This is a genomic window from Rheinheimera soli (genome assembly GCF_021290985.1).
Lineage (GTDB): Bacteria > Pseudomonadota > Gammaproteobacteria > Enterobacterales > Alteromonadaceae > Pararheinheimera > Pararheinheimera soli.
Genome location: NZ_JAJOYU010000028.1, coordinates 1 through 20,176 on the forward strand (window position 1 = coordinate 1; position 20,176 = coordinate 20,176).

General features: G+C 44.6%; 19 protein-coding genes. 11 read left to right on the forward strand and 8 right to left on the reverse strand.

Features of this window, described 5'->3' with window-relative positions; genetic code table 11:
- Together LSG37_RS16495 and LSG37_RS16500 are read right to left on the reverse strand one after the other, a co-directional pair.
- A partial coding sequence (locus LSG37_RS16495; protein WP_269836637.1) for a competence protein CoiA occupies positions 1-510 on the reverse strand: 510 nt, incomplete at its 3' end.
- A gap of 322 nt (positions 511-832) precedes the next feature.
- On the reverse strand, positions 833-1,066 hold the full coding sequence (locus tag LSG37_RS16500; protein WP_233080903.1) for a hypothetical protein: 234 nt from the start codon (positions 1,064-1,066) through the stop codon (positions 833-835).
- A gap of 255 nt (positions 1,067-1,321) precedes the next feature.
- Here LSG37_RS16500 and LSG37_RS16505 point away from each other — a divergent pair, with 255 nt between their 5' ends.
- On the forward strand, positions 1,322-1,807 hold the full coding sequence (locus LSG37_RS16505; protein WP_233080904.1) for a hypothetical protein: 486 nt from the start codon (positions 1,322-1,324) through the stop codon (positions 1,805-1,807).
- 128 nt (positions 1,808-1,935) lie between these two features.
- On the forward strand, positions 1,936-2,253 hold the full coding sequence (locus LSG37_RS16510) for a hypothetical protein (RefSeq protein WP_233080905.1): 318 nt from the start codon (positions 1,936-1,938) through the stop codon (positions 2,251-2,253).
- A 173-nt stretch (positions 2,254-2,426) separates the two neighbouring features.
- Here LSG37_RS16510 and LSG37_RS16515 read toward each other — a convergent pair whose 3' ends face one another.
- Entirely contained in the window at positions 2,427-5,174 is a 2,748-nt protein-coding gene (locus LSG37_RS16515; RefSeq protein WP_233080906.1) for an HD domain-containing protein, read from the reverse strand.
- A gap of 499 nt (positions 5,175-5,673) precedes the next feature.
- On the opposite strand from LSG37_RS16515, the gene LSG37_RS16520 reads away from it, so the two are divergent.
- The 6 genes from LSG37_RS16520 to LSG37_RS16545 all read left to right on the forward strand — a co-directional run bounded on the left by LSG37_RS16520 (position 5,674) and on the right by LSG37_RS16545 (position 12,324).
- Positions 5,674-7,125 carry a tetratricopeptide repeat protein gene (locus LSG37_RS16520; RefSeq protein ID WP_233080907.1) on the forward strand — a complete coding sequence of 484 codons (1,452 nt, stop codon included), beginning with the start codon at positions 5,674-5,676 and terminating at the stop codon, positions 7,123-7,125.
- 12 nt (positions 7,126-7,137) lie between these two features.
- A complete protein-coding gene (parC, locus tag LSG37_RS16525; RefSeq protein WP_233080908.1) occupies positions 7,138-9,408 on the forward strand; it encodes a DNA topoisomerase IV subunit A in 2,271 nt (756 codons plus the stop codon).
- Between the two features lie 196 nt (positions 9,409-9,604).
- Positions 9,605-10,345 carry a 1-acylglycerol-3-phosphate O-acyltransferase gene (locus LSG37_RS16530; RefSeq protein ID WP_233080909.1) on the forward strand — a complete coding sequence of 247 codons (741 nt, stop codon included), beginning with the start codon at positions 9,605-9,607 and terminating at the stop codon, positions 10,343-10,345.
- A gap of 4 nt (positions 10,346-10,349) precedes the next feature.
- Positions 10,350-10,751, forward strand: coding sequence for a ribonuclease E inhibitor RraB (gene rraB / locus LSG37_RS16535; protein WP_233080910.1), 402 nt, complete (start codon positions 10,350-10,352; stop codon positions 10,749-10,751).
- Between the two features lie 199 nt (positions 10,752-10,950).
- Entirely contained in the window at positions 10,951-11,112 is a 162-nt protein-coding gene (locus LSG37_RS16540) for a YezD family protein (protein WP_068226353.1), read from the forward strand.
- A 147-nt stretch (positions 11,113-11,259) separates the two neighbouring features.
- On the forward strand, positions 11,260-12,324 hold the full coding sequence (locus tag LSG37_RS16545; protein WP_233080911.1) for a sulfate/molybdate ABC transporter ATP-binding protein: 1,065 nt from the start codon (positions 11,260-11,262) through the stop codon (positions 12,322-12,324).
- Between the two features lie 20 nt (positions 12,325-12,344).
- Here LSG37_RS16545 and LSG37_RS16550 read toward each other — a convergent pair whose 3' ends face one another.
- Entirely contained in the window at positions 12,345-13,124 is a 780-nt protein-coding gene (locus LSG37_RS16550; RefSeq protein WP_233080912.1) for an isocitrate lyase/PEP mutase family protein, read from the reverse strand.
- 188 nt (positions 13,125-13,312) lie between these two features.
- Positions 13,313-15,715 (reverse strand): TonB-dependent receptor plug domain-containing protein, encoded by a 2,403-nt coding sequence (locus LSG37_RS16555; protein ID WP_233080913.1) that lies wholly within the window; start codon positions 15,713-15,715, stop codon positions 13,313-13,315.
- A gap of 485 nt (positions 15,716-16,200) precedes the next feature.
- Between LSG37_RS16555 and LSG37_RS16560 the strand changes: the two genes are divergently transcribed.
- Entirely contained in the window at positions 16,201-17,490 is a 1,290-nt protein-coding gene (locus LSG37_RS16560) for a dicarboxylate/amino acid:cation symporter (protein WP_233080914.1), read from the forward strand.
- A gap of 18 nt (positions 17,491-17,508) precedes the next feature.
- Here the strand turns inward: LSG37_RS16560 and LSG37_RS16565 are convergent, their stop codons facing one another.
- On the reverse strand, positions 17,509-17,679 hold the full coding sequence (locus tag LSG37_RS16565) for a hypothetical protein (RefSeq protein ID WP_233080915.1): 171 nt from the start codon (positions 17,677-17,679) through the stop codon (positions 17,509-17,511).
- 172 nt (positions 17,680-17,851) lie between these two features.
- On the opposite strand from LSG37_RS16565, the gene LSG37_RS16570 reads away from it, so the two are divergent.
- The gene (locus LSG37_RS16570) at positions 17,852-18,091 is read left to right on the forward strand and encodes a type II toxin-antitoxin system RelB/DinJ family antitoxin (protein WP_233080916.1); all 240 of its coding nucleotides are present in this window, start codon (positions 17,852-17,854) and stop codon (positions 18,089-18,091) included.
- Positions 18,091-18,378 carry a type II toxin-antitoxin system RelE family toxin gene (locus LSG37_RS16575; RefSeq protein ID WP_233080917.1) on the forward strand — a complete coding sequence of 96 codons (288 nt, stop codon included), beginning with the start codon at positions 18,091-18,093 and terminating at the stop codon, positions 18,376-18,378. The genes LSG37_RS16570 and LSG37_RS16575 overlap by 1 nt, the downstream gene beginning before the upstream one ends.
- 68 nt (positions 18,379-18,446) lie before the next feature.
- On the opposite strand, the gene cysW is transcribed toward LSG37_RS16575, so the two are convergent.
- On the reverse strand, positions 18,447-19,334 hold the full coding sequence (gene cysW / locus LSG37_RS16580; protein ID WP_233080918.1) for a sulfate ABC transporter permease subunit CysW: 888 nt from the start codon (positions 19,332-19,334) through the stop codon (positions 18,447-18,449).
- Positions 19,331-20,173: a sulfate ABC transporter permease subunit CysT gene (gene cysT / locus LSG37_RS16585; protein ID WP_233080919.1), complete on the reverse strand. Its 843-nt coding sequence runs from the start codon at positions 20,171-20,173 to the stop codon at positions 19,331-19,333. The genes cysW and cysT overlap by 4 nt, the downstream gene beginning before the upstream one ends.
- Positions 20,174-20,176 lie beyond the last annotated feature (3 nt).

The following is a 20,176-nucleotide window of genomic DNA, read 5'->3' on the forward strand; positions in this document are numbered from 1 at the left end:
AACCCAATAATACACTCGGCCAAAATATGTGGCGTGGCACCATTTTTCCCATGCACTGGGACTATAGCGATCTTCGCTTAGTTTTTGATTAAACAGAGCCAGCCATAAAACATGAATGCCGAGCTTCTCATATGCTGATGTACGATCAGTTATCTCATTTACACTTAAATTGCTTCGCTGAATCTCAATCGCAACTGGGACATTATTTATAACACAATAAACATCTGCTATTACTGCTCCGAAATCAGCTTCAACGTCTAGACCTGTAACATGATCATATTGAGATAAAGCATTGTAGATAGATTCTTTGCACTTTCTGTGAGCATCCGATTCGCCTTCGCCTCTCTGGCACAGGTATGGAGGCTTATGAGCAAAGTGATGTACTTTTATTCTACCCTTCCGGAGGACAAGCTCATGCTTACAACCAGGGCAATGGAAAGGGCCTTGTGCTCTATCGCTATTGGTCGCGAATACCTTAAGGTTAACTCCAGTTCTTATTCCGCAAAGCATGAATCAATCTTCCCTCGATGATTAACTATTTTAATAGAAGGCAAAACGCCTGCAAGTCGGGAATTTTTTTGCCTTCTTTCCCGATTTTTACTCACACTAACCTAATACCAAAGCACCTATTTTTCAACCAACTTTCCCGAATGCGCTAAAGCACATAAGTACTGTCCGTGCGCGAGTTGTCCGAAATTTAACTCATATTAAGTTGCAGGATAGGTAAAAAGTAGTTTTAGAGACTTTGCTGGATAGATTTGACGAAGTCGAAAGGAGTTTTCGACTGCTTTTGGTACAAAATGGTAACAATTCGTATTAAAAGAATTGAACTTCACTCCATACTAACGTCTTCAGTTTTGATAAGAATAATACGCGTCAAATTCCCAGCAGATTCAATTTCGGTATCGCTGAGAGTTTGGTTTATGTGCTTGCTCAGCACTATTGCTACTGTGTCGTCTAATTTTTCGCAAAGCAAAATATCGCCAACAACAAAGTTAAGTTCTCGACAAAGATCATCAGGAAGAGATATTTCATTGTTTCTGTTGAGTTCAACTTGATATTTCATGATCACCCCGTACATGTAGCCGATTTAAATAAGACATATTTAACTAGACCAAAAAATCCATTTTCCGATTTATTTTTCAATTAATTATATTTAAATACAATGAGTTACCGTCAGGGTTAAACATAGCATAGTCTTTTGTGAAAGACCATTTTTTCATCTGAACAGAGGTGCTAGAAGCTAATCGGTATTGGCTTCAAACATCTGCAAAGTCGTAGACTTTGCACCTACTTGAAACTGCTATTGGAGCTGTCAACAATGCACCTCGATTTGAGCAACATGCTGCCATCTCAAGCGATATCAGACATTGAGAACATAGCATTGACGTACAAGGATTGCTGCCGGGGTTTGCTCTGGTTCATCTGGGTACGTGAACTGGATACCAACAGAACTTCAATCAACATACTTCAAGCTGGGGCGCAGCTTCTTGCGAGTTATGATTGTGTTATTGCGGCTTTAAGGTTTGGACTCTACTGTTCACGCTATTTCTCAAAGCATGGCAGCGCTTTAAGCGACGATGTAGCCCTTTACTACCTGAGGCTTAGCTTCTCAACTTTAGAGAACAGCTCTGACGCTGTTATCGAGTGGGTTCGCAAAGCTGAAGGCTTTGATTTTCCTGACGGCTTGAAAGATGAGTTCTGGATTCAGGCTTGTGCGGCTTATGTGCAGCACGAGTACGACAACAGCCCTGATTACTTGGACTCTACGATTGATTTTGCGATGAGCTTTTTGATAAACGACTGAGCCTGATTCAGACGTAAAAAATAGCTCAAACTGAAATGTCTGTGTATTTTAATGAGGGAAGGCTTACGCTACTCAATGTTGGGCTAACTTCTTCTATTATTAGCTATCACTTTTATTGGAACTGAGTCATGAACACCATCGTAACAGACTGGTACATTGTTTCGGTTATTGATAACGGCAAGTTGCTAGGCAGAGTACTTTGGGGAATTTGCGTTGAAGATATGACTTGCAGATTTGTTACTGGTGACTATATTTGCACGTCAAAGATTGAAGAGATTATTCCGAGTGCTAAGTTAATAAAAACGTATAGCGGTAGCTCCTATCAAGTCAAAGGCGATGGTACAGAAGCTGAAATCCAGGCTCAAGATTTCGAACTTTTAAGACAAGGGTTCAGCCCCGATCAGATCAACCAGCTCAAATTTGCAAGAAACAATCATTTAAACTAAATCCGAACACCCAGCATTTGTTAACAAGATATTCACTCAAAAATATCTGATTATCTGGCACTAAGCAGTGAATAGGGTTCTGTGTAGTATAAATTCCAGTAACCATTTAAGGAAAGCAAATAGCAAATATGACGATGTAAGAGTTAAAACCAACTCTTTTTAGTCAGAAGACTTTACAAATAACCTGTCAGGTCTTCACTTATATATCCTTTTTCGGCGTCGTCTAATAACCTTATTATAGTGGCAAGATTTCTAAACCGATTTTTATTATAAAGCGCAATAATAGAGTTGCTTAACTTTGACCCTTTCTGTACTAAAATTCGATTTCTACCTAAAAATTTGAATGGAAGACTATTTAGGGTTTTAAAGGTTTTTAGGTACACAGTGCCGGCCCATTGTCCTCTGATCCCATCGAGAATGTCTTTACTTTTTGATGTTGGGTTAATGCTACCAATAGATATAATTTGAATGCAGAAATTAAAACCGTTAAACGGTATAATCTTAATGGTGCTACTTTCATCGTAATCAAAAAGCATTGATGCTGGTCTGTTTGGCTCGGCAATATAGATATCTTTATATTTCCCAAGGAAAGATTGCGCAACTTGGTACGCTACATTAGTAAGGTCTTCAGCTGGTGTATATCTACTTCTAATGTTGTAGGAGTTTTGATTGAACCATATTTCTCCGCTCATCTTCAGTAGCGTTCCAAGGTTTACATATAATGGTTTTACCTCAAAAAAATCTATTCCCGTGGAAACTTTATATAGTTTATAACAAATAAGATCTGGATGATTTTTATAGGCGACGCTTAATTCGTCTCCTGTATATTGATCATACGTATTTCCACCATGCATTGCTGATTGCATATTCAAATTATATATATGCTCTGGTGTGTACGAATTTTTTTCCTGAAGAAATTCTCTGTAAGCTTGATGGATAAGGCTAGAAATATCAAAAGAAAGCGTTTCAGAAGAAGCATTTTCCAGCAACTGTTGACGGTCGAGTGTGAACTCGAAACCTTCAGGTGTTTTTTTATTAGCAACAAACGCTCCTATTCTTCCGAGATCAAAGCAGGTATTTTTGGAGCGCAATGGTATTGTAAAACCACATACTGCAACTTTAGAGGAATTGAATAGGTTATCTGTTGCATTCATTAATGAATCAGTTGCATTCAGCATAAAGGTCGCGTGCCCATTCTCCATTCTGTAAGCGAATTTTACACATATATCAATTAAGGATGATGATCCTTCCCAATGATATGTCTGAATCTTGTACTGATCTTTGAGTATAAATTTTGAACCGAATATTTGCTTGTCTGAAATTTCAATCGGCCCACTTGGTAACTTGTCAATGTGTCTATCTATTAATAATTCGACATCGATCTCTGAACATATAACACTACTTTTGAACTGTTCAATTACATCATCTAAAATTACGTCGCCGCGAAGATCCAATTTAACGCTAGTACCACACGGTACGCTTTTTTCTTTAAGCAACGTATAGTCTTTAAATTTTTCCAAGCTAACTTCAAACTGAAGCCCGGCAATTTTAGATGAGGATTTTAGGCCTTGATTTGTCAGCTCATAAGGTGCTGACTGTATCGTAGCTTTCTGGGCAATTGTGAAAACAGACCAAAAACCAATCCCAAACCTAGCTATAGAGTGGTAGTTATTAACAACATAAGCCTTATCTTTAGAACGACTATTACCGACTGTAAGAAAATTATTCAAGATGGTATGCTTTGACATGCCACACCCATTATCAATAACAGTAATGCTATTATTTGCTCTATCGAAAACGACTTTTATTTTTGGTTCATAATTACTTGCAGCTGGTGTGTTATAGGCTCGATACCTACATGCTTCAACAGCATTTTGAAGAAGTTCTTTAACACTAAGCCCAAGATCTGATTTCCATACTGAGTTTGATGTTATGAGATTAATAATGTTTTCTTTATTTATTCTAACTCCAATCCTTTCGAAATCAGCCCCCAAAATTTTCAAATTCCTAGAGAAGGTCTGTGGTGAGATCTTAAGTCTTTTCAGAGGACTACTTCTTTCTAGATCACAATAACCTCTAACCCATTCTTCTATATTGTCAATCGTATTATGAGCCAAAGATAGCACTTCAGCGTCGTCAAATGTCCCAGAAAATATGACCCTGCCATCAGTCCCTATAGCTACACTATCACCGATACAAACATGCTTCATATTTTCCATGTATGATCTGTTTTCAGCAGGACTTGACTTGCCTTCAAGGGACTCTATTACACCTTCAACTACTCTGGTATCACTAAACTCTAAAGCATCGGCAATGCAAACAATTAATGAAAGTTGCTTTATAGCAATCTCAGTTTCTTGTGCGGCAATTCGATCTTTAAACTCAAAGTCTAATTTCGATATCTCTAAGTTATGCGATCTCATTAAATCATGAAGAGGGTGAACTAAGTTTTTTGGTACATCTAGCTCTTGATAATTTTTATTTATATACTCCCCGCCTCTTTTGGAGTGCTCTGCTCGTAAATAATTTTGAAGATTGCTGTTAGTCTCCCAACCATTGTGCTCATCAATATCAAGATTAGCGAGTAAACTATCTTTCTCTCCTGGAAAAACTGTCATCCCAAGGTCATGCGCATATGCTGTTGCAATGAGAAGGAACACTTCAACTGGATTAAGTGATAATTTGCTACCACATTCAAAGCAATCATCTTCAAGAATCTGGTGTATGCGATTACACACTCTAAAGCCATGATGAGCATCATGCCTTGTGTAATAAGGAAAATGTGTTTGAGTTGTCTCTAATATAGGGGCTATTTTGGAAACGAAAACTTCTATTCGTCCTGCATATTCTTTATCTATATCAAAAAGGTACTTATAAATTTCTGTACTTTTTAGCTCTTCTATTGGATTAGAAACAATCAAAATAATCTCCGAAGTTGTTTATATGCTAACAGCTTCTAACATTTGTACATCACGCATGCGCGTTCAGGGCCTTAGCCCAGCGCTATGACGCTTTTCATTAATCTCTAAAATTACCGATTTCCGGATATTTGTCCAGTCCTTGTTTTCGGGTGCTCGTTATCCAACCGACAAGGAAATTAAATTTATGAATTTTCTTACAGCTATTGTTTCTTGCAATGGTTAAGCGCGCAAATTTGGTTGGTAACCTGACTAAATAGTCCTTCGATGATAGGTGATACTTTTCAAAAGTTGCTGTAGGATACTTCGAATAAAAGGGTGTTATAATTGTTGACAACATATGGTTTATTTTTTCAGTTTTTTGTCAATTTATAAGGTTAACGAGTAAAGTATGGATTCGGCGATATCAGAAAAGTTGCGGGTTATAGCCTATGTATTTTGTCACCTTATGGCTTAACCAATACGCAGTGTAACCTGTCGCTTTTGGCTTGAAGGACTACAGATGATACAAAAACAATACCTCATATCATGGGGAACGCTGTTGGGCTTCTGCTTGTGTTTTGCCTTTGGGCTGCAGGCCAATGACACTGTATTGCCTGAATGGCTGCAACAAGTTAAACAGCAAAAAGCCCAACAACCTGAACAAATGTTGCTGCTGTTACAGCAACAACAGGCCGCATATGGCGAATGGGACAATGAGTTGCAGGTGCAATTTTTATTGCAGCTCTCTGATGTGTATGAAAGTTTAGGTAAACATCAGCAGCAGCAGGAAGTGGCGGAGCGGGGTTTGGCATTACTAGGTGAACGCCGTGATTTAACCACTATCGACTTCTGGAACAACTTAGGTTTTGCGCTTGAAATGCAAAGCCAGTATCAACAGGCCTTGCATTATTACCTGCAGGCTTCAGCCTTAGCTGCCGAATTAAAAGCCGAAAAACTGCATATTGAAGCGGATATTAATATCGCGGCTATTTACAGCATTCAGGATAAAACTCAGGAAGCGCTGGCGCTGCTAAAAAGCAGTTATGACAGAGCTGTGCAGCTAAAAGATCCGGAAAGTCTGGCTTATGTAAACGCCGAGCTTGGCCTGCTGTATGTTGGCCTGGGTTTTGATAAAGAAGCCATTCAGTTTATGGAAGAAGCACTGGTAGGGTATGAGGCTTTAGGTTGGCAAAAAGACAAAATGGACGTGTTGTTTAACTTAGCCAGAAGTTACAGCTACTTAGAGCAATACGACAAAGCCATGTTACGTTATGATCAGTTGCTGCAACTGGCCATAGCACAGCAGGATCAGGCCAATTTGTATTTTGCTTATCTGGGGCTGGCGTCCACCAGTAAAGACAACGAGAAGCTGGATGTCGCTTTGGCCTACATAGAAAAAGCAGAACAGTATTTGCCAGGTTTAGAGTCGACTTATCAGAACTCTATGCATCACTATGAAAAAGCGCTGATTTATCGTGAGCTAGGTCAGATTTCTCTGGCAAGTCAGCAATTGGCTCAGGCCGAGCAAAGCTTAAGCAAAGAAGAAAGTAATGCCAACCAGTCCAGTGTGCTGTGGATTTTGAATTTAAAAGCCAGGCTGGAGGCCGATTCTGGTCGCTATCAAAAAGCCTATGAGCATCTGAATCAGTTTTTTCAGGGTTATCACAAATTACGCAATAAAGAACACGAGCTGTCGGTAGAAAAACTGCGCTTAGGTTTTGATGCGGAGCGCCAGCAAGCTCAAAATGAACTACTGGCTAAAGACAATGAATTACAAGCGCTGCGTTTGCAGGAAGCTGAACGTAAAAGACAGATCCAGTGGTTATGGATTGGGTTGTTTGGCTGCACCAGTTTAGTACTGCTGGTGTTATTGCTGTGGCAACTGGCGCGCCGTCAGGCTCAAATGCAGGCGCAATTACAACAGCAGCTACAAGCAAAAGCGCTTGAAAAACAACAGAATCAGGCTGGTTAACGGAAGCTAAAAATGACAGATATTATGATATCCAATGAAGGGACGGAACAGCTGCCGCTGCGCCGTTTTACAGAAGAAGCCTACCTGAATTATTCGATGTACGTCATTATGGACCGGGCTTTGCCATTTATTGGCGACGGTTTAAAACCAGTACAGCGCCGTATTATTTATGCGATGTCAGAACTGGGTTTATCGCATCTGGCGAAGTATAAAAAATCCGCCCGTACTGTGGGTGACGTGTTAGGTAAATTTCACCCTCATGGTGACAGTGCCTGTTATGAAGCTATGGTACTGATGGCTCAGCCCTTCTCTTACCGTTACCCGCTAGTCGATGGTCAGGGGAACTGGGGTGCGCCGGACGATCCAAAATCCTTCGCCGCTATGCGTTATACCGAAGCCAAATTGTCGCGTTTTAGCGAAGTATTACTGAACGAGCTGGGACAAGGAACAGTCGACTGGGTGCCAAACTTTGACGGCACTATGGACGAACCCCGCACTTTACCTGCGCGTTTACCGCATATTTTGCTCAACGGCGTAACAGGCATAGCCGTTGGTATGGCGACAGATATTCCGCCGCATAACGCCCGTGAAGTGGCCAATGCCACCGCCTTTTTACTGGATAACCCTAAGGCCACTATCCCGGATCTGATGCAATATATTCAGGGGCCGGATTATCCGACGGACGCTGAAATTATCAGTCCGGCGCATGAGCTACAGGCCATTTATGAAACAGGCCGTGGCAGTATCAAGATGCGTGGTTTGTACCAGTTGGAAGATGGCGACATTATTATCACGGCTTTGCCGCATCAAACCTCTGGCTCGAAAGTGCTGGAACAGATAGCGGCTCAGATGAACGCGAAAAAACTGCCTATGGTCAGTGATTTACGTGATGAGTCTGATCATGAAAACCCAACCCGCATAGTGATAGTTCCTCGTTCAAACCGCATCGACGTTGAACAGTTGATGGCGCATTTATTTGCCACTACGGATCTGGAAAAAAGCTATCGCGTGAATTTAAACATTCTGGGCCTGGATCAGCGGCCCCGGGTGAAAAACTTACTGGAAATTTTATCCGAATGGCTGGTGTTCCGCCGCGACACAGTGCGTCGTCGTCTGCAGTTCCGTTTAGATAAAGTGCTGGATCGTTTGCATGTGTTAGAAGCCTTGTTGATCGCGTTTTTAAACATCGACGAAGTGATTAAAATTATCCGCGAAAACGATCAGCCCAAGCCGGTGTTAATGGCGCATTTTGGCATTACTGAGCGTCAGGCTGAAGCCATACTGGAATTAAAGTTACGTCATTTAGCTAAGCTTGAAGAGATGAAAATCCGCGGTGAACAAGCCGAGCTGGAAAAAGAGCGTGACTATTTAGAAGGCATTTTAGGTTCAGAGAAAAAGCTGACCAAGCTTATCCGTGAAGAACTGTTAGCTGATGCTGAAAAATATGGCGACAACCGCAGAAGCCCAATAGTGATGCGCGAAGAAGCCAAAGCCTTAAGCGAAAAAGAATTACTGCCCAGTGAACCTGTCACTGTAGTGCTGTCCGAAAAGGGCTGGGTGCGCTGTGCCAAAGGCCATGATGTCGACGGCAACAGCCTACAATACAAAGCAGGGGACGGCTTTAAAGCGGCCGCTACAGGCCGAAGTAACAGATACGCTGCCTTTATCGACTCATCCGGTCGCAGCTTTGCTGCTGAAGCCCACGATTTACCTTCAGCCCGTGGTCAGGGTGAGCCGTTAACAGGCCGCTTTACCTTAGTGGCAGGGGAAAACTTCGAGCATGTATTGATGGCAGAAGACAGCCAGAAGTTATTGCTGGCCAGTGATGCAGGTTATGGTTTTGTTGGCACCTTCGCCGATTTAGTCAGCCGTAATAAAGCCGGTAAAGCTGTGTTAACTTTACCAACTGGCGCTAAGGTATTAAGCCCAATTCCGATTAAAAACCCGGAAACAGATTTAGTAGTGGCGATCAGTACTGAAGGCCGCATGCTGGTATTCCCAGTGGCCGATTTACCACAGCTGAGTAAAGGCAAAGGCAATAAGATTTTGTCTATTCCATCGGCTCGTGCCGCCAGCCGTGAAGAGTATCTGAAACTATTAACCGTAGTGCCTGCTGCCACAGCTGTGACTTTAGTGGCGGGTAAACGCAAAATGACCATCAAGGTGGATGATTTAGCGCATTACATAGGTGAGCGTGGTCGTCGTGGTAACAAACTGCCTCGTGGTTTACAGCGCATCGACGAGCTGTTAACCGGTGAAGTGGCTGGGGATACTACGGAATAAATCGTAGGGGCGGGGTTTATCCCCGCCCGTCTAATGACACCGCGGTACAGATAGAAAGGGCCGGGACAAGCCGCGGCACCTAAACCACCCGCCCGTCTTGAATTACAATTCGATCCCGAACGGGAAACAGATCAAACCAGACAAAAACACTAATGCCGTTATACTCTGGCCCTTGTAAAAAACAGGGGCCTTTTTTGTGGTAGCTATTCTGCGTTTGGTGCTGGTCGCCATTTTTATTGTCTTCAGTGCCGTAGTGGGTTTGCTGATCTGTCTGGTTCGTCCTTTTTATGCCCCAAATGTGGCTTTATTTTCCAGCTGGTATGGCTGGTCCGCCTGGATCTTTGGCTTAAAAGTTGAAGTGCGCCAGGCTCCTGAAGTCACTGCTGCCATGCCTTGTGTGTTTTTAGCCAACCATCAAAATAACTACGATTTATTTACCATCAGCAAAGCCTTGTTGCCTGGCACTGTGACCATAGGTAAAAAAAGCCTGAAGTGGATCCCGTTTTTTGGTCAGCTGTATTGGCTCAGTGGCAATATTCTGATCGACAGAGCGAACAAGTCAAAAGCTGTAGGCACTATGCAAGGTGCTGTTGACCGTATAGTGCAGGACAAGGTATCGGTGTGGGTATTTCCTGAAGGCACCCGCAGTTATGGTCGTGGTTTATTGCCTTTTAAAACCGGTGCTTTTCATATAGCGCATCAGGCCAAAGTGCCGCTGGTGCCTATTTGTATGAGCAACACCAGCAAAGTACGTTTAAACAAATGGAACAATGGCAGAGTGATTATTGAAATCATGCCGCCTATTTATCCTGAAGCAGGAACTCCGGCCCGTGAACTGGCTGAAACAATACGGCAACAGATGGCAGATAAGATTAAGCTGCTTGATAGCGAAGTGGCAACCGACTACACTGCCGACTCATTGACTGTCACGGGGTAATATCATGGAAAACTGGCAAGAATTTACTGAAGACACCATAGCTGCATTGATGGAAGACGGCAGCGATCCGGATGCGGAATACACCATCGAACACCATTTTTACCATGAAGATTTTGCCCGCTTAGAAAAACTGGCTGTTGAAGTCTTTAAATTAGGTTACGAAGTTACAGACGCCGAAGAAGTCGAATTTGAAGAAGGCGGCACCGCCTGGGTATTCGACGCTATTCGTGAACAATCTCTGGACGGCGGCAGCATTACAGCAGATGCGATCAAACTGGAAGCCTTAGCGCAGAAGTTTGGCGTAGAATACGACGGCTGGGGCACCTATTTTGAAGGTGGTGAAGACGAAGACGGCGAAGACTTCGATGATGACGAAGACGACGGCGACGAAGCTCCACGCCATTAAGTAAAACCTGTTTTTACCTATTTAGATCTCTACTCTGTTGGGATCAAACAAAAAGGCCAAAGCGAAAGCTCTGGCCTTTTTCTATTACAGTCTTATATTTCCTTTTAGTATAACCTTGCTACTTTAAAGTATTTTAAGTTATTAATTAGCTCTGCTTTAATGTCTTAAAGACATATAGATGTCCTTAAGGAGAACAGATATGGCGGCAAAAGAAGTGTCTGCAGATTTGCTGAACCAACTGCTCGATAAACTGGAAAAGCTGGTTGGCCGGGTAGAGTTTGGTTCTATTGAACTGGTGTTTCATCAGGGTAAATTAGTGCAGCTGGAAAAAAACGAAAAATTACGTCTGGATAAACCCTAGCCTGAAATGGTTCAGACTGTTTCCCTCAGTGAACCTACTTACCCAATTTCCACCAACTTCAGCGCACCGGACCACCGGATCTGAAGTGATGTTGAGCCACTAACAGCAAAGGCTGTGCTGGCTGCAACCTGAACTCAGAGCGCTACCATGAGCATCCGTATAGACCAGATCAATAAAAAATTTGGCGACTTTGTTGCCGTCGATAATGTCAGTTTATCCATTCAGACCGGCGAATTAACCGCCTTACTTGGCCCTTCAGGCTCAGGTAAAACCAGTTTGTTACGTATTATTGCCGGCTTAGAGCAAGCCGACAGTGGCAGCATCCATTTTGATGATCTGGATATCAGTGGGCGCCATGTGTCAGAACGTGGTGTAGGTTTTGTGTTTCAGCACTATGCGCTGTTTAAACATATGACAGTCTATGAAAACGTGGCTTTTGGTTTGACAGTGAAACCAAAAAAGCAGCGTCCTTCGCCGGAGCTTATCCGTAAAAAAGTGCAGCATTTGCTAGAGCTGGTGCAACTGGATTGGACGGCCGATCGCTATCCTTCTCAGCTCTCCGGTGGTCAGCGTCAACGTATTGCTTTAGCTCGTGCTTTAGCCGTAGAGCCAAAAGTGCTGCTGCTGGATGAGCCCTTTGGCGCTTTAGATGCCAAGGTCAGGGCTGAATTGCGTCGCTGGTTGCGGCGGCTGCATGATGAAATTCATGTCACCAGCGTGTTTGTGACTCATGACCAGGAAGAAGCGCTGGAAGTGGCGGACAAAATAGTAGTAATGAACAAAGGCCGCATTGAGCAACAAGGTTCACCAGAGCAGGTGTACGACAACCCGGCCAATCCTTTTGTTTATGAATTTTTAGGTAATGTAAACCTGTTCCATGCCCGTGTTAAGCAAGGCAAAGCCGAAATTGGCCAGTTGTCTGTTGCTTCGCCGGAATTTACCAACGAACAGGAAGAAAGTGGTTTTGCTTATGTGCGACCACATGAAATTGATCTGTTGCTCAACCCTGCTGACGAAGCGCTGGAAGCCAAAGTAGACTTGATTACCATAGTAGGCCCCAATGTCAGGCTGGAATTAGTAGCTAAAGACAGCCAGCAACTTATTCATGTGGAGCTGGCTCGGGATCGTTTTAAACAACTGGGTTTATCATTGGGGCAACAAGCCTGGGTTAAGCCGCGTTACAGTAAAGTGTTTTTGGGTGAAGGTATTTAGTTGACCACTTCACTGAAATGCTAACTGAATAAGTTATTGAAGTCAGAGTAATTTAAAGCTTTATCTGCAAGCAGTCCCGGCTGCAAAAAACTCTGTACAGCTTGCAGATAAGCCTGATAACTCTGCAGAAATAAAGCCGGTCCAGCACTTAGGCGCTTCACTCCTGCTTCAGTTAAATTCTCAACAGTTGCAGCGTCCGGCCAGCCCATTAAGTTCAGCGGCAAACTGCTATGCTGGCTCAATTTTTTCGCCACAGCTAAATCCGTTAATCCCGGTACAAAAGCGCCATCAGCCCCAGCCTCTTGATACAAAGCCAATCGTCTGAGGCACTCTGTAATAGCTTCTGGCCCTGTAGCCAATTGCGCCAGATAAATATCAGTTCTGGCATTGATAAACAAAGCTCGCTCGTTTAAAAGGCGACGACAAGCGCAGATCTTTGCGCATAAGAGTTGCGGCTCTGCGGTCCCGTCTTCCATATTAATACCTGCCACACCCAGCTCTGCCAGTTGTACTGCCAGATCCGCAACGTGCGTTGGATCTTCGCTATAGCCTTGTTCTATATCCACGGTCAAAGGGATTTGCACAACGCGCAGTATGCGCTGCACCGCAGCCAGCAATTCGGCGACAGGAAGCTGCTGGCCATCAGCGTAACCCAAAGACCAGGCTAAAGCTGCGCTGGATGTGCCGATGGCTTTGACACCTTGCTGCTGCGCTAAGACGGCACTGGCCGGATCCCAGATAGTGGGTAAGATCAAAGGGACATGTTGTTGGTGCAGTTGTTGAAAGTATGAGGCGGGCATGATGCTTATCCTGTTCAAAAAGAAGACCTCATACTAAAGAGCCTTTGGGGTTTTGTCTGGCCAGTTCCGGTACTGAACAGCAAATTCCGCTGATCTAGTCGCAACAACGTTCCCGACAGTTGCGACATACCGTCCTTCCATGGACATAAAAAAGGCAGCCGAAGCTGCCTTGGTGATGCTGTAATCTCTTAGAAGCGATAACTCAGATCGGCATAATAAGAGCCGCCGTTGAAGCCAAAAGGAGCATTGGTGTTCGGGTAAATAAAGATCCCATTGAAGCTGTTGATCGTCGGTTGTTTATCCGGATAAGTATCAAACAGGTTGTTGGCACCAAAACCAAAACGTAATTGATCCGTCAACTCATAATGGAAGGTGATATCCACTGTGGTTTTGCCGCTGTAGGTTTTATCTCCTGTGGCATAACCAATAGTGTAAGGGCCAAAGTAGTTCAGCCTCAGGTTGGTTTGCAGCTGTTTATAATCTTGCGTCAAGCTCCAGACTGCACCTTTGTTTGGGTTGGCTTTGGTTAAGCGTACCTGTTCAACCCGGTCAAAAAGTTTGGTTTCCAGGCCATCCAGCAAGGCAGGAACCCGAATCGCATCTATGTTGGTATCGTTGTATTGAGCGCTGAATGAGGTTTTCCATTCGCCCCATAAACCTGCATCCCACTGATAGGCGGCTACAGCTTCCAGACCCTGAGTGGTGGTATCCACTGCGTTGGTAAAGAAGCGCACAGAGTTTGCTCCCGAGTCTCCCAGAATTTCCGCTAAGGCAGCACTGTCGGCCCGGCCAACACTGCCTGTTAGTATCACGCGGTCGTCCAGTTCAATACGGTAAGCGTCCAGCGTAAAGCTAAAACCATCGTCGCCCTGAAAGGTAATACCTGCGCTGAAACTTAAGGCCGACTCAGCTTGTAAATCGCCCTGGCCTATAGCGCGGGTGACGGCTGAAATATTATTAAAAGTACCGGACTCAGTTGGAGTCAGTACACCGGTTTGTGGATCGGCCACAAAAAGCGTCGACAGGTTAGAGAAATACAGTTGCTGCACACTAGGGGCACGGAACGCATCGTTTGCTGTGGCGCGCACTGCCCATTGCTCAGTCAGTTGATAACGGCCAGACAGTTTCCAACTGGTGTCGCTGCCAAAGTCGGAATAGTCTTCCTGGCGCAGTGCTGCACCCCAGGTGAAATCATCGGTCAGGGCGTTTTCCAGTTCCAGATACAGCGCAGTATTGTGGCGCGATTCATCCACTTCTGACTCTGGCGTAAAACCACCAAAACCCTGAATACCACCGGCTTTATTCTGATAACCATAATTGCGCCATGACAGCTCTTCACCAGCATTGATCTGGTAGCTGTTATGACGGCGGCTGAGGCCTGCAGACACCACCAGTTCTGAGTCGTTGATAAAGCTGTATCTTTTGCTGGCATCTATATTGAAGTTTTGCTCGGCATTCACCAGTTCACCGGCATAAGCGCTGGTTGGGCTGTTTGGGCCAAAAGACGCGTTCAGCGAATTATTGACATAATATTTGAAGCTGCTTTCGCCTGTGCCTGCAGACAAATCCAACCGCCAGTCGGCGACATCAAATTTAACACCAGCAGTGAAAGAGTAATCGCCTGATTCAGGGGCTATTTCCGGCAGATAACCGTCAGGGTAAATTTCCGGGATATTACGGGCATCTTTCGCTATACGATAAAAGGCGCCAGAAGCTGACTCTCTGTGGCTGGCGCCACCAAAGGCATACCATTCTGTAGTGCCGTGTTCGTAACCAGCATTAATAAATACAGACTCTTGCTTAAATGCGGCATCACCCACTTTATGGCTCAAGCGGTTAAAGCTGGCTTCACGTGGGTCGGGTGCGCCGTTAATAGGGTTGTATTGTTCACGGGGATCTAAACCTGCTCTGTTGGTGCCGTTTTTGTGTTGCTGTTCAACACTGAAGTTGACAAAACCTGTGTCGGCAAAACGAAAGCTTGAATTCAGCGATGCTTTGTAGTATTCGCCGTCGCCTTCATAAGTCTGGCCAGCGCTGGCTGCGATTTCACCTGAGCCCGCCTGATCTTTCAGCACTATGTTAATGACGCCTGCAATAGCATCCGAACCATATTGAGCCGCGGCGCCGTCACGCAGTACTTCAATACGTTTAATCGCAGAGACAGGGATAGTATTCAGATCCACGTTTGAACTGCCACGGCCCATAGTGCCGTTCAGGTGAACCAAAGCTGTGCCGTGCCGTCTTTTACCATTGACCAATACCAGAGTATGGTCGGGAGACAAACCACGTAAGCTGGCTGGTTTTACTGCATCTGAACCATCAGTAATAGAAGATGTTGGGAAATTAAAGCTTGGAACCAACATTTGCAGCGCTTTTGCGGTTTCCAGCGCTCCTGTACCTGCCAGTTGAGCTTCATCAATAATATCGACTGGTGAGCTGGTTTCAGTGGCTGAGCGCACAGATAAGCGGCTGCCAATAACAGAAATTTTTTCTACGTCGGCCTGCGCCTGTTGCGCCAGAGTGCTACCGCTATAAGTGCCGCTGATCAGTGCCAAAGTAATAGCTGAGGCCAGTGGGGTGTTTATCGTCATGCTAAATCCTTTCTTTGATAATGCTGTAGCGGAATGATACCGAATCTTTTATGTAAGTATTTCAATAAATTGTGATTGAATATTTCAAATAGATATAAATGTTTTGTAAAAAAAGCCCCGCCGAAAAGTTGGTGGGGCTATATAGGGGGTAGTCACTTAAGTCAAAAAAGACTGTGGACCACAAGCAACAGGACAAGGAATAGAACGTAGCTGGGGTGGTACATCCTGTACCCTACGAATTTCAAATCCATTCAACAACCAGAGTGGCTGCCGCTTCTCGCTGACACTGAGTTGCGGCAACAGCTTCAATCTATTAGATCAAAACGTTCGTGTAAACTGTATTTGTATTCCAAAAATGAATATCATATTTTAGCTACAACAAAAATCAACGCCTTGCTCCTTTTGGTTCTTGCTTAGAACAGAACTGAATAGGTCGGAACAGGCACAGCCTCTATACTGGCGACCTTTACAGTGCGGAATTAGTTATGAAAAACATCAATTTAAAATTAGCCCTCTGGCAGCAGGTGGTACTTGCTCTGGTGTTGGGAGTGATCGCAGGTTTAGTCTTAGGCGGCGATGCTTTGGTATTAAAACCTCTGGGTACCGCCTATATCAATGCCATTAGAATGTTGGTGATCCCGCTGGTGTTTTTTAGCCTGATTTTGAGTATCACCTCACTGGGGCAAGGCAAAGGCTTAGGTCGAATTGCTAGTAAAACTGTGGGTTTGTTTTTACTGACAGCCTTGATTGCCAGCCTGATAGGCCTTGGTGTTGGCACCGCCTTTCAATTTGAAACCGGCCAAAACTTAGTGGCGGCACAAGTCACTGAAAAAGTCATACCTCCTGTCAGTCAGGTGTTAGTGGATTTAATACCAGCCAATCCTATTGCCGCTATGGCTCAGGGCCAGGTTTTACCTGTGATGTTATTTGCTATTTTGTTGGGACTGGCGCTGCGTAATATTGGTGAAAAGGGCACTGCCATGCTTTCTGTGGTGCGCTCTGGTGCTGATATGATGTTTGAAGTCACCCGCCTGGTGCTGCTGTTTACTCCTGTGGGTGTTTTTGGTTTGATGGCCTGGGTGGTTGGCACTTATGGCTTAGAAATGCTGCTGCCGCTGGGTAAGTTTATTCTGGCTATTTATGTCGGCTGTTTGCTACATATCAGCCTGACCTATGGCGGTTTTGTGCACTTTTTCAGTTCAATGAAAGTCACAGACTACTTTAAAGCTATCTTCCCCGTACAACTGGTTGCCTTTAGCACCTGCTCCAGTTATGCCTCCTTACCTGCCAGCTACAAAGCTGTGACTGAAGATCTGAAAGTCTCCAAAGACTATGCCGGTTTTGTATTGCCTTTAGGCTCAACCATTAATATGGATGGTTGTGGTGGTATTTATCCTGCTATAGCCGCTATTTTTATTGCCAGCTTATACGGCATTGAACTGCAGTTTATTGATTATCTGTTGATTGTCGGCACTGCTACTTTGGCGTCGTTAGGCACTGCTGGTGTACCAGGCACTGCGCTGGTGATGCTGACAGTTACTTTATCTGTAGTAGGTTTACCGCTGGAAGGTATTGCTTTTATTGCAGCCATAGACCGTATTATCGATATGGCCCGCACTACTACTAATGTTACAGGCGATACCATGGTGGCTTTAGTTATTGCAGAGCAGGAAGGCTTACTGACAAAAGACCTAGTTACAGATGACCTAAAAGACGACAGCGCTTTTGCAAAAGCGCTGGCAGATACACCAGTTAGCTGCGAAATCCGCAGCTAACTGGGATATAGTCCATCTTTAGTGTGACTGGCCTTGGGCTAAATCTTTGGCGGCTTTGTATTCCAGTAAAGATTTTAATAACAAAGTGACTAAAGCCAGTAAGGCCAACAGGGACGAGACCGCAAAAGCGGCGGCAAACTGATATTCGTTGTACAGAATTTCAATATGCAACGGCGTTGGTTTGCTCACGGATTTTTCCTGACACCACACTGACAGCACCAAATTCGCCCATAGCTCTGGCTAAAATTATACCTACAACAAAGATTATTTCACTCTAGTGTTACCACTGCCCTTGTGTTGCCTTATCAGTAAACTGCTGCAATAATTGTAATGACATTTGTAAATACAGGAGGGCAGGGATATGGGTAGCATCAACTTGCGTATCGACGACGACCTTAAAGCTCGTTCTTATGCTGCGCTGGAAAAAATGGGAGTAACTCCTTCTGAGGCGCTTCGCCTTATGCTCGAGTATATTGCTGATAATGGACGCCTTCCTTTCAAGCAGACTTTGTTGAGTGATGAGGATGCCGAACTTGTTGAAGTGGTCAGAGATCGCCTACGTAATCCGAAGCCTGTACGCGTGACGCTGGATGATCTTTAATGGCGTACTTGCTGGACTTTGATGAGCGAGCGTTAAAGGAATGGCGAAAACTGGGCTCGACAGTCCGCGAACAACTTAAAAAGAAACTGACAGAAATACTGGAGTCTCCCCGCATCGAGGCAAATAAGCTAAGTGGAATGCCTGATTGCTACAAGATAAAACTAAGGTCATCTGGTTATCGACTTGTCTACCAGGTGATTGATGAGAAAGTGGTTGTGTTTGTTGTTACTGTGGGTAAGCGAGATCGCTCTGAAGTATATTCCGAAGCGGTTAAACGTATTCTGTAACGTGCCGCTGCAGCTGTGTAGTCAGAGCCAGCACAGCAGCCTTCCGGGCTGCTGTGTGAGCGAGTTGTTTAATGGGCTTGTTGTGCACCGGCTAAATCTTTGGCTGCTTTGTACTCCAGCAAAGATTTTAGCAAGAGCGTAACTAACGCCAGTAAAGCCAATAACGACGACACAGCAAAAGCGGCGGCAAACTGATATTCGTTGTACAGAATTTCAATATGCAACGGCATTGTATTTGTTTGCTCGCGGATTTTTCCTGACACCACACTGACAGCACCAAACTCACCCATTGCCCTGGCGTTCGCCAGAATAATGCCATAGAGCAAAGCCCATTTCACTGAAGGTAAAGTAACCCGGAAAAAGGTTTGCCAGCCCTTGGCGCCCAAAGTTAAAGCTGCTTCTTCCTGCTCCCGGCCTTGCTCCTGCATCAATGGAATCAGCTCACGGGCAACAAAAGGAAAGGTAATAAAAATGGTCGCCAGCACTATGCCGGGTACCGCAAACATAATGCGTACATCGTGATCCATCAGCCAGTCGCCCAAATAACCCCGTGCGCCAAAAATCAGCATCAGGCTTAAACCTACAATCACAGGCGAGACTGCTATAGGTAAGTCGATGAGGGTGATCAGCAGCTGGCGGCCTTTAAACTGAAACTTGGCGATAGCCCAACTGGCTGCCAGACCAAAAATCACGTTGCAGGGCACAGCTATAGCTGCTGCTATCAGCGTCAGCTTGATGGCGTGTAAAGCAGCGGGTTCGGTGATGGACGCCAGATAGACTTCAGTGCCACGGGCAAAAGCTTCACTGAAGACAATAACTAACGGCAATAACAGAAATAGGCTTAAAAACAGCAAAGCAATGCTGGTCAGTAACACACGAACCCATAAAGGTTCAGTGGTTGCCTTACGTAAAGCCGCAGCTGCCGGGTGAGGATGGTTCAGAGGGATACTGCTCATGCTTTGGCTCCATGTCTGTTATTGCTCCAGTGTTGAAGCAGGTTAATCAGCAGCAATAAAATAAAGGAAATAAATAACATCACAGTGCCAAGAGCGGCGGCTCCGGCATAATCGAATTGCTCTAAACGGGTCATGATCAACAGGGGCGTAATTTCAGTTTTCATTGGCATATTGCCGCTGATAAAGACCACTGAGCCGTATTCACCAACAGCGCGGGCAAACGCCAAAGCAAAACCTGTCAGCAAAGAGGGTAAAAGGGCTGGGAATAAAATACGGCAAAAGGTTTGCAAGCGATTAGCACCTAAGCTGGCGGCTGCTTCTTCAATTTCTTTTTCCAAATCTTCCAGCACAGGCTGCACTGTACGCACCACAAAAGGTAGGCCGATAAAAATCAACGCTAAAGTCACGCCTAAAGGGCTATAAGCTGCTTTGATTCCGAGAGCAGTTAAATGCTGACCAATCCAGCCATTGGGCGCATAAATAGCAGTTAAAGCAATACCAGCTACTGCTGTAGGTAAGGCAAAAGGCAGGTCGACTAAGGCATCAATCACTTTTTTGCCGAAAAAGTTATAACGCACTAACACCCAGGCGACGATCAGGCCAAACACCAGATTGACAGCAGCTGCAATAAAAGATGCGCCAAAAGTCAGCTGATAACTGGCAATGGCCCTGTCGCTGGCTATCACTTTCCAGAATTCACTCCAGCTTAAAGTCAGGGTCTGGCCCAGCAGGGCGGCTAAAGGCAGCAGTACTATTAAACTTAAATAAAAGGTGGCAAAGCCTAAAGACAAGCCAAAGCCTGGTAATACAGTAGGTTTCAGCCAATATGATTTTTTCAAAAC

What these genes read in the sequence shown, in the direction of transcription:
- LSG37_RS16500 (WP_233080903.1), bottom strand. Translation starts at nt 1,066, where the DNA reads ATGAAATATCAAGTTGAACTCAACAGAAACAATGAAATATCTCTTCCT.
- LSG37_RS16505 (WP_233080904.1), top strand. Translation starts at nt 1,322, where the DNA reads ATGCACCTCGATTTGAGCAACATGCTGCCATCTCAAGCGATATCAGAC.
- LSG37_RS16510 (WP_233080905.1), top strand. Translation starts at nt 1,936, where the DNA reads ATGAACACCATCGTAACAGACTGGTACATTGTTTCGGTTATTGATAAC.
- LSG37_RS16520 (WP_233080907.1), top strand. Translation starts at nt 5,674, where the DNA reads ATGATACAAAAACAATACCTCATATCATGGGGAACGCTGTTGGGCTTC.
- parC (WP_233080908.1), top strand. Translation starts at nt 7,138, where the DNA reads ATGACAGATATTATGATATCCAATGAAGGGACGGAACAGCTGCCGCTG.
- rraB (WP_233080910.1), top strand. Translation starts at nt 10,350, where the DNA reads ATGGAAAACTGGCAAGAATTTACTGAAGACACCATAGCTGCATTGATG.
- LSG37_RS16540 (WP_068226353.1), top strand. Translation starts at nt 10,951, where the DNA reads ATGGCGGCAAAAGAAGTGTCTGCAGATTTGCTGAACCAACTGCTCGAT.
- LSG37_RS16545 (WP_233080911.1), top strand. Translation starts at nt 11,260, where the DNA reads ATGAGCATCCGTATAGACCAGATCAATAAAAAATTTGGCGACTTTGTT.
- LSG37_RS16550 (WP_233080912.1), bottom strand. Translation starts at nt 13,124, where the DNA reads ATGCCCGCCTCATACTTTCAACAACTGCACCAACAACATGTCCCTTTG.
- LSG37_RS16555 (WP_233080913.1), bottom strand. Translation starts at nt 15,715, where the DNA reads ATGACGATAAACACCCCACTGGCCTCAGCTATTACTTTGGCACTGATC.
- LSG37_RS16560 (WP_233080914.1), top strand. Translation starts at nt 16,201, where the DNA reads ATGAAAAACATCAATTTAAAATTAGCCCTCTGGCAGCAGGTGGTACTT.
- LSG37_RS16570 (WP_233080916.1), top strand. Translation starts at nt 17,852, where the DNA reads ATGGGTAGCATCAACTTGCGTATCGACGACGACCTTAAAGCTCGTTCT.
- LSG37_RS16575 (WP_233080917.1), top strand. Translation starts at nt 18,091, where the DNA reads ATGGCGTACTTGCTGGACTTTGATGAGCGAGCGTTAAAGGAATGGCGA.
- cysW (WP_233080918.1), bottom strand. Translation starts at nt 19,334, where the DNA reads ATGAGCAGTATCCCTCTGAACCATCCTCACCCGGCAGCTGCGGCTTTA.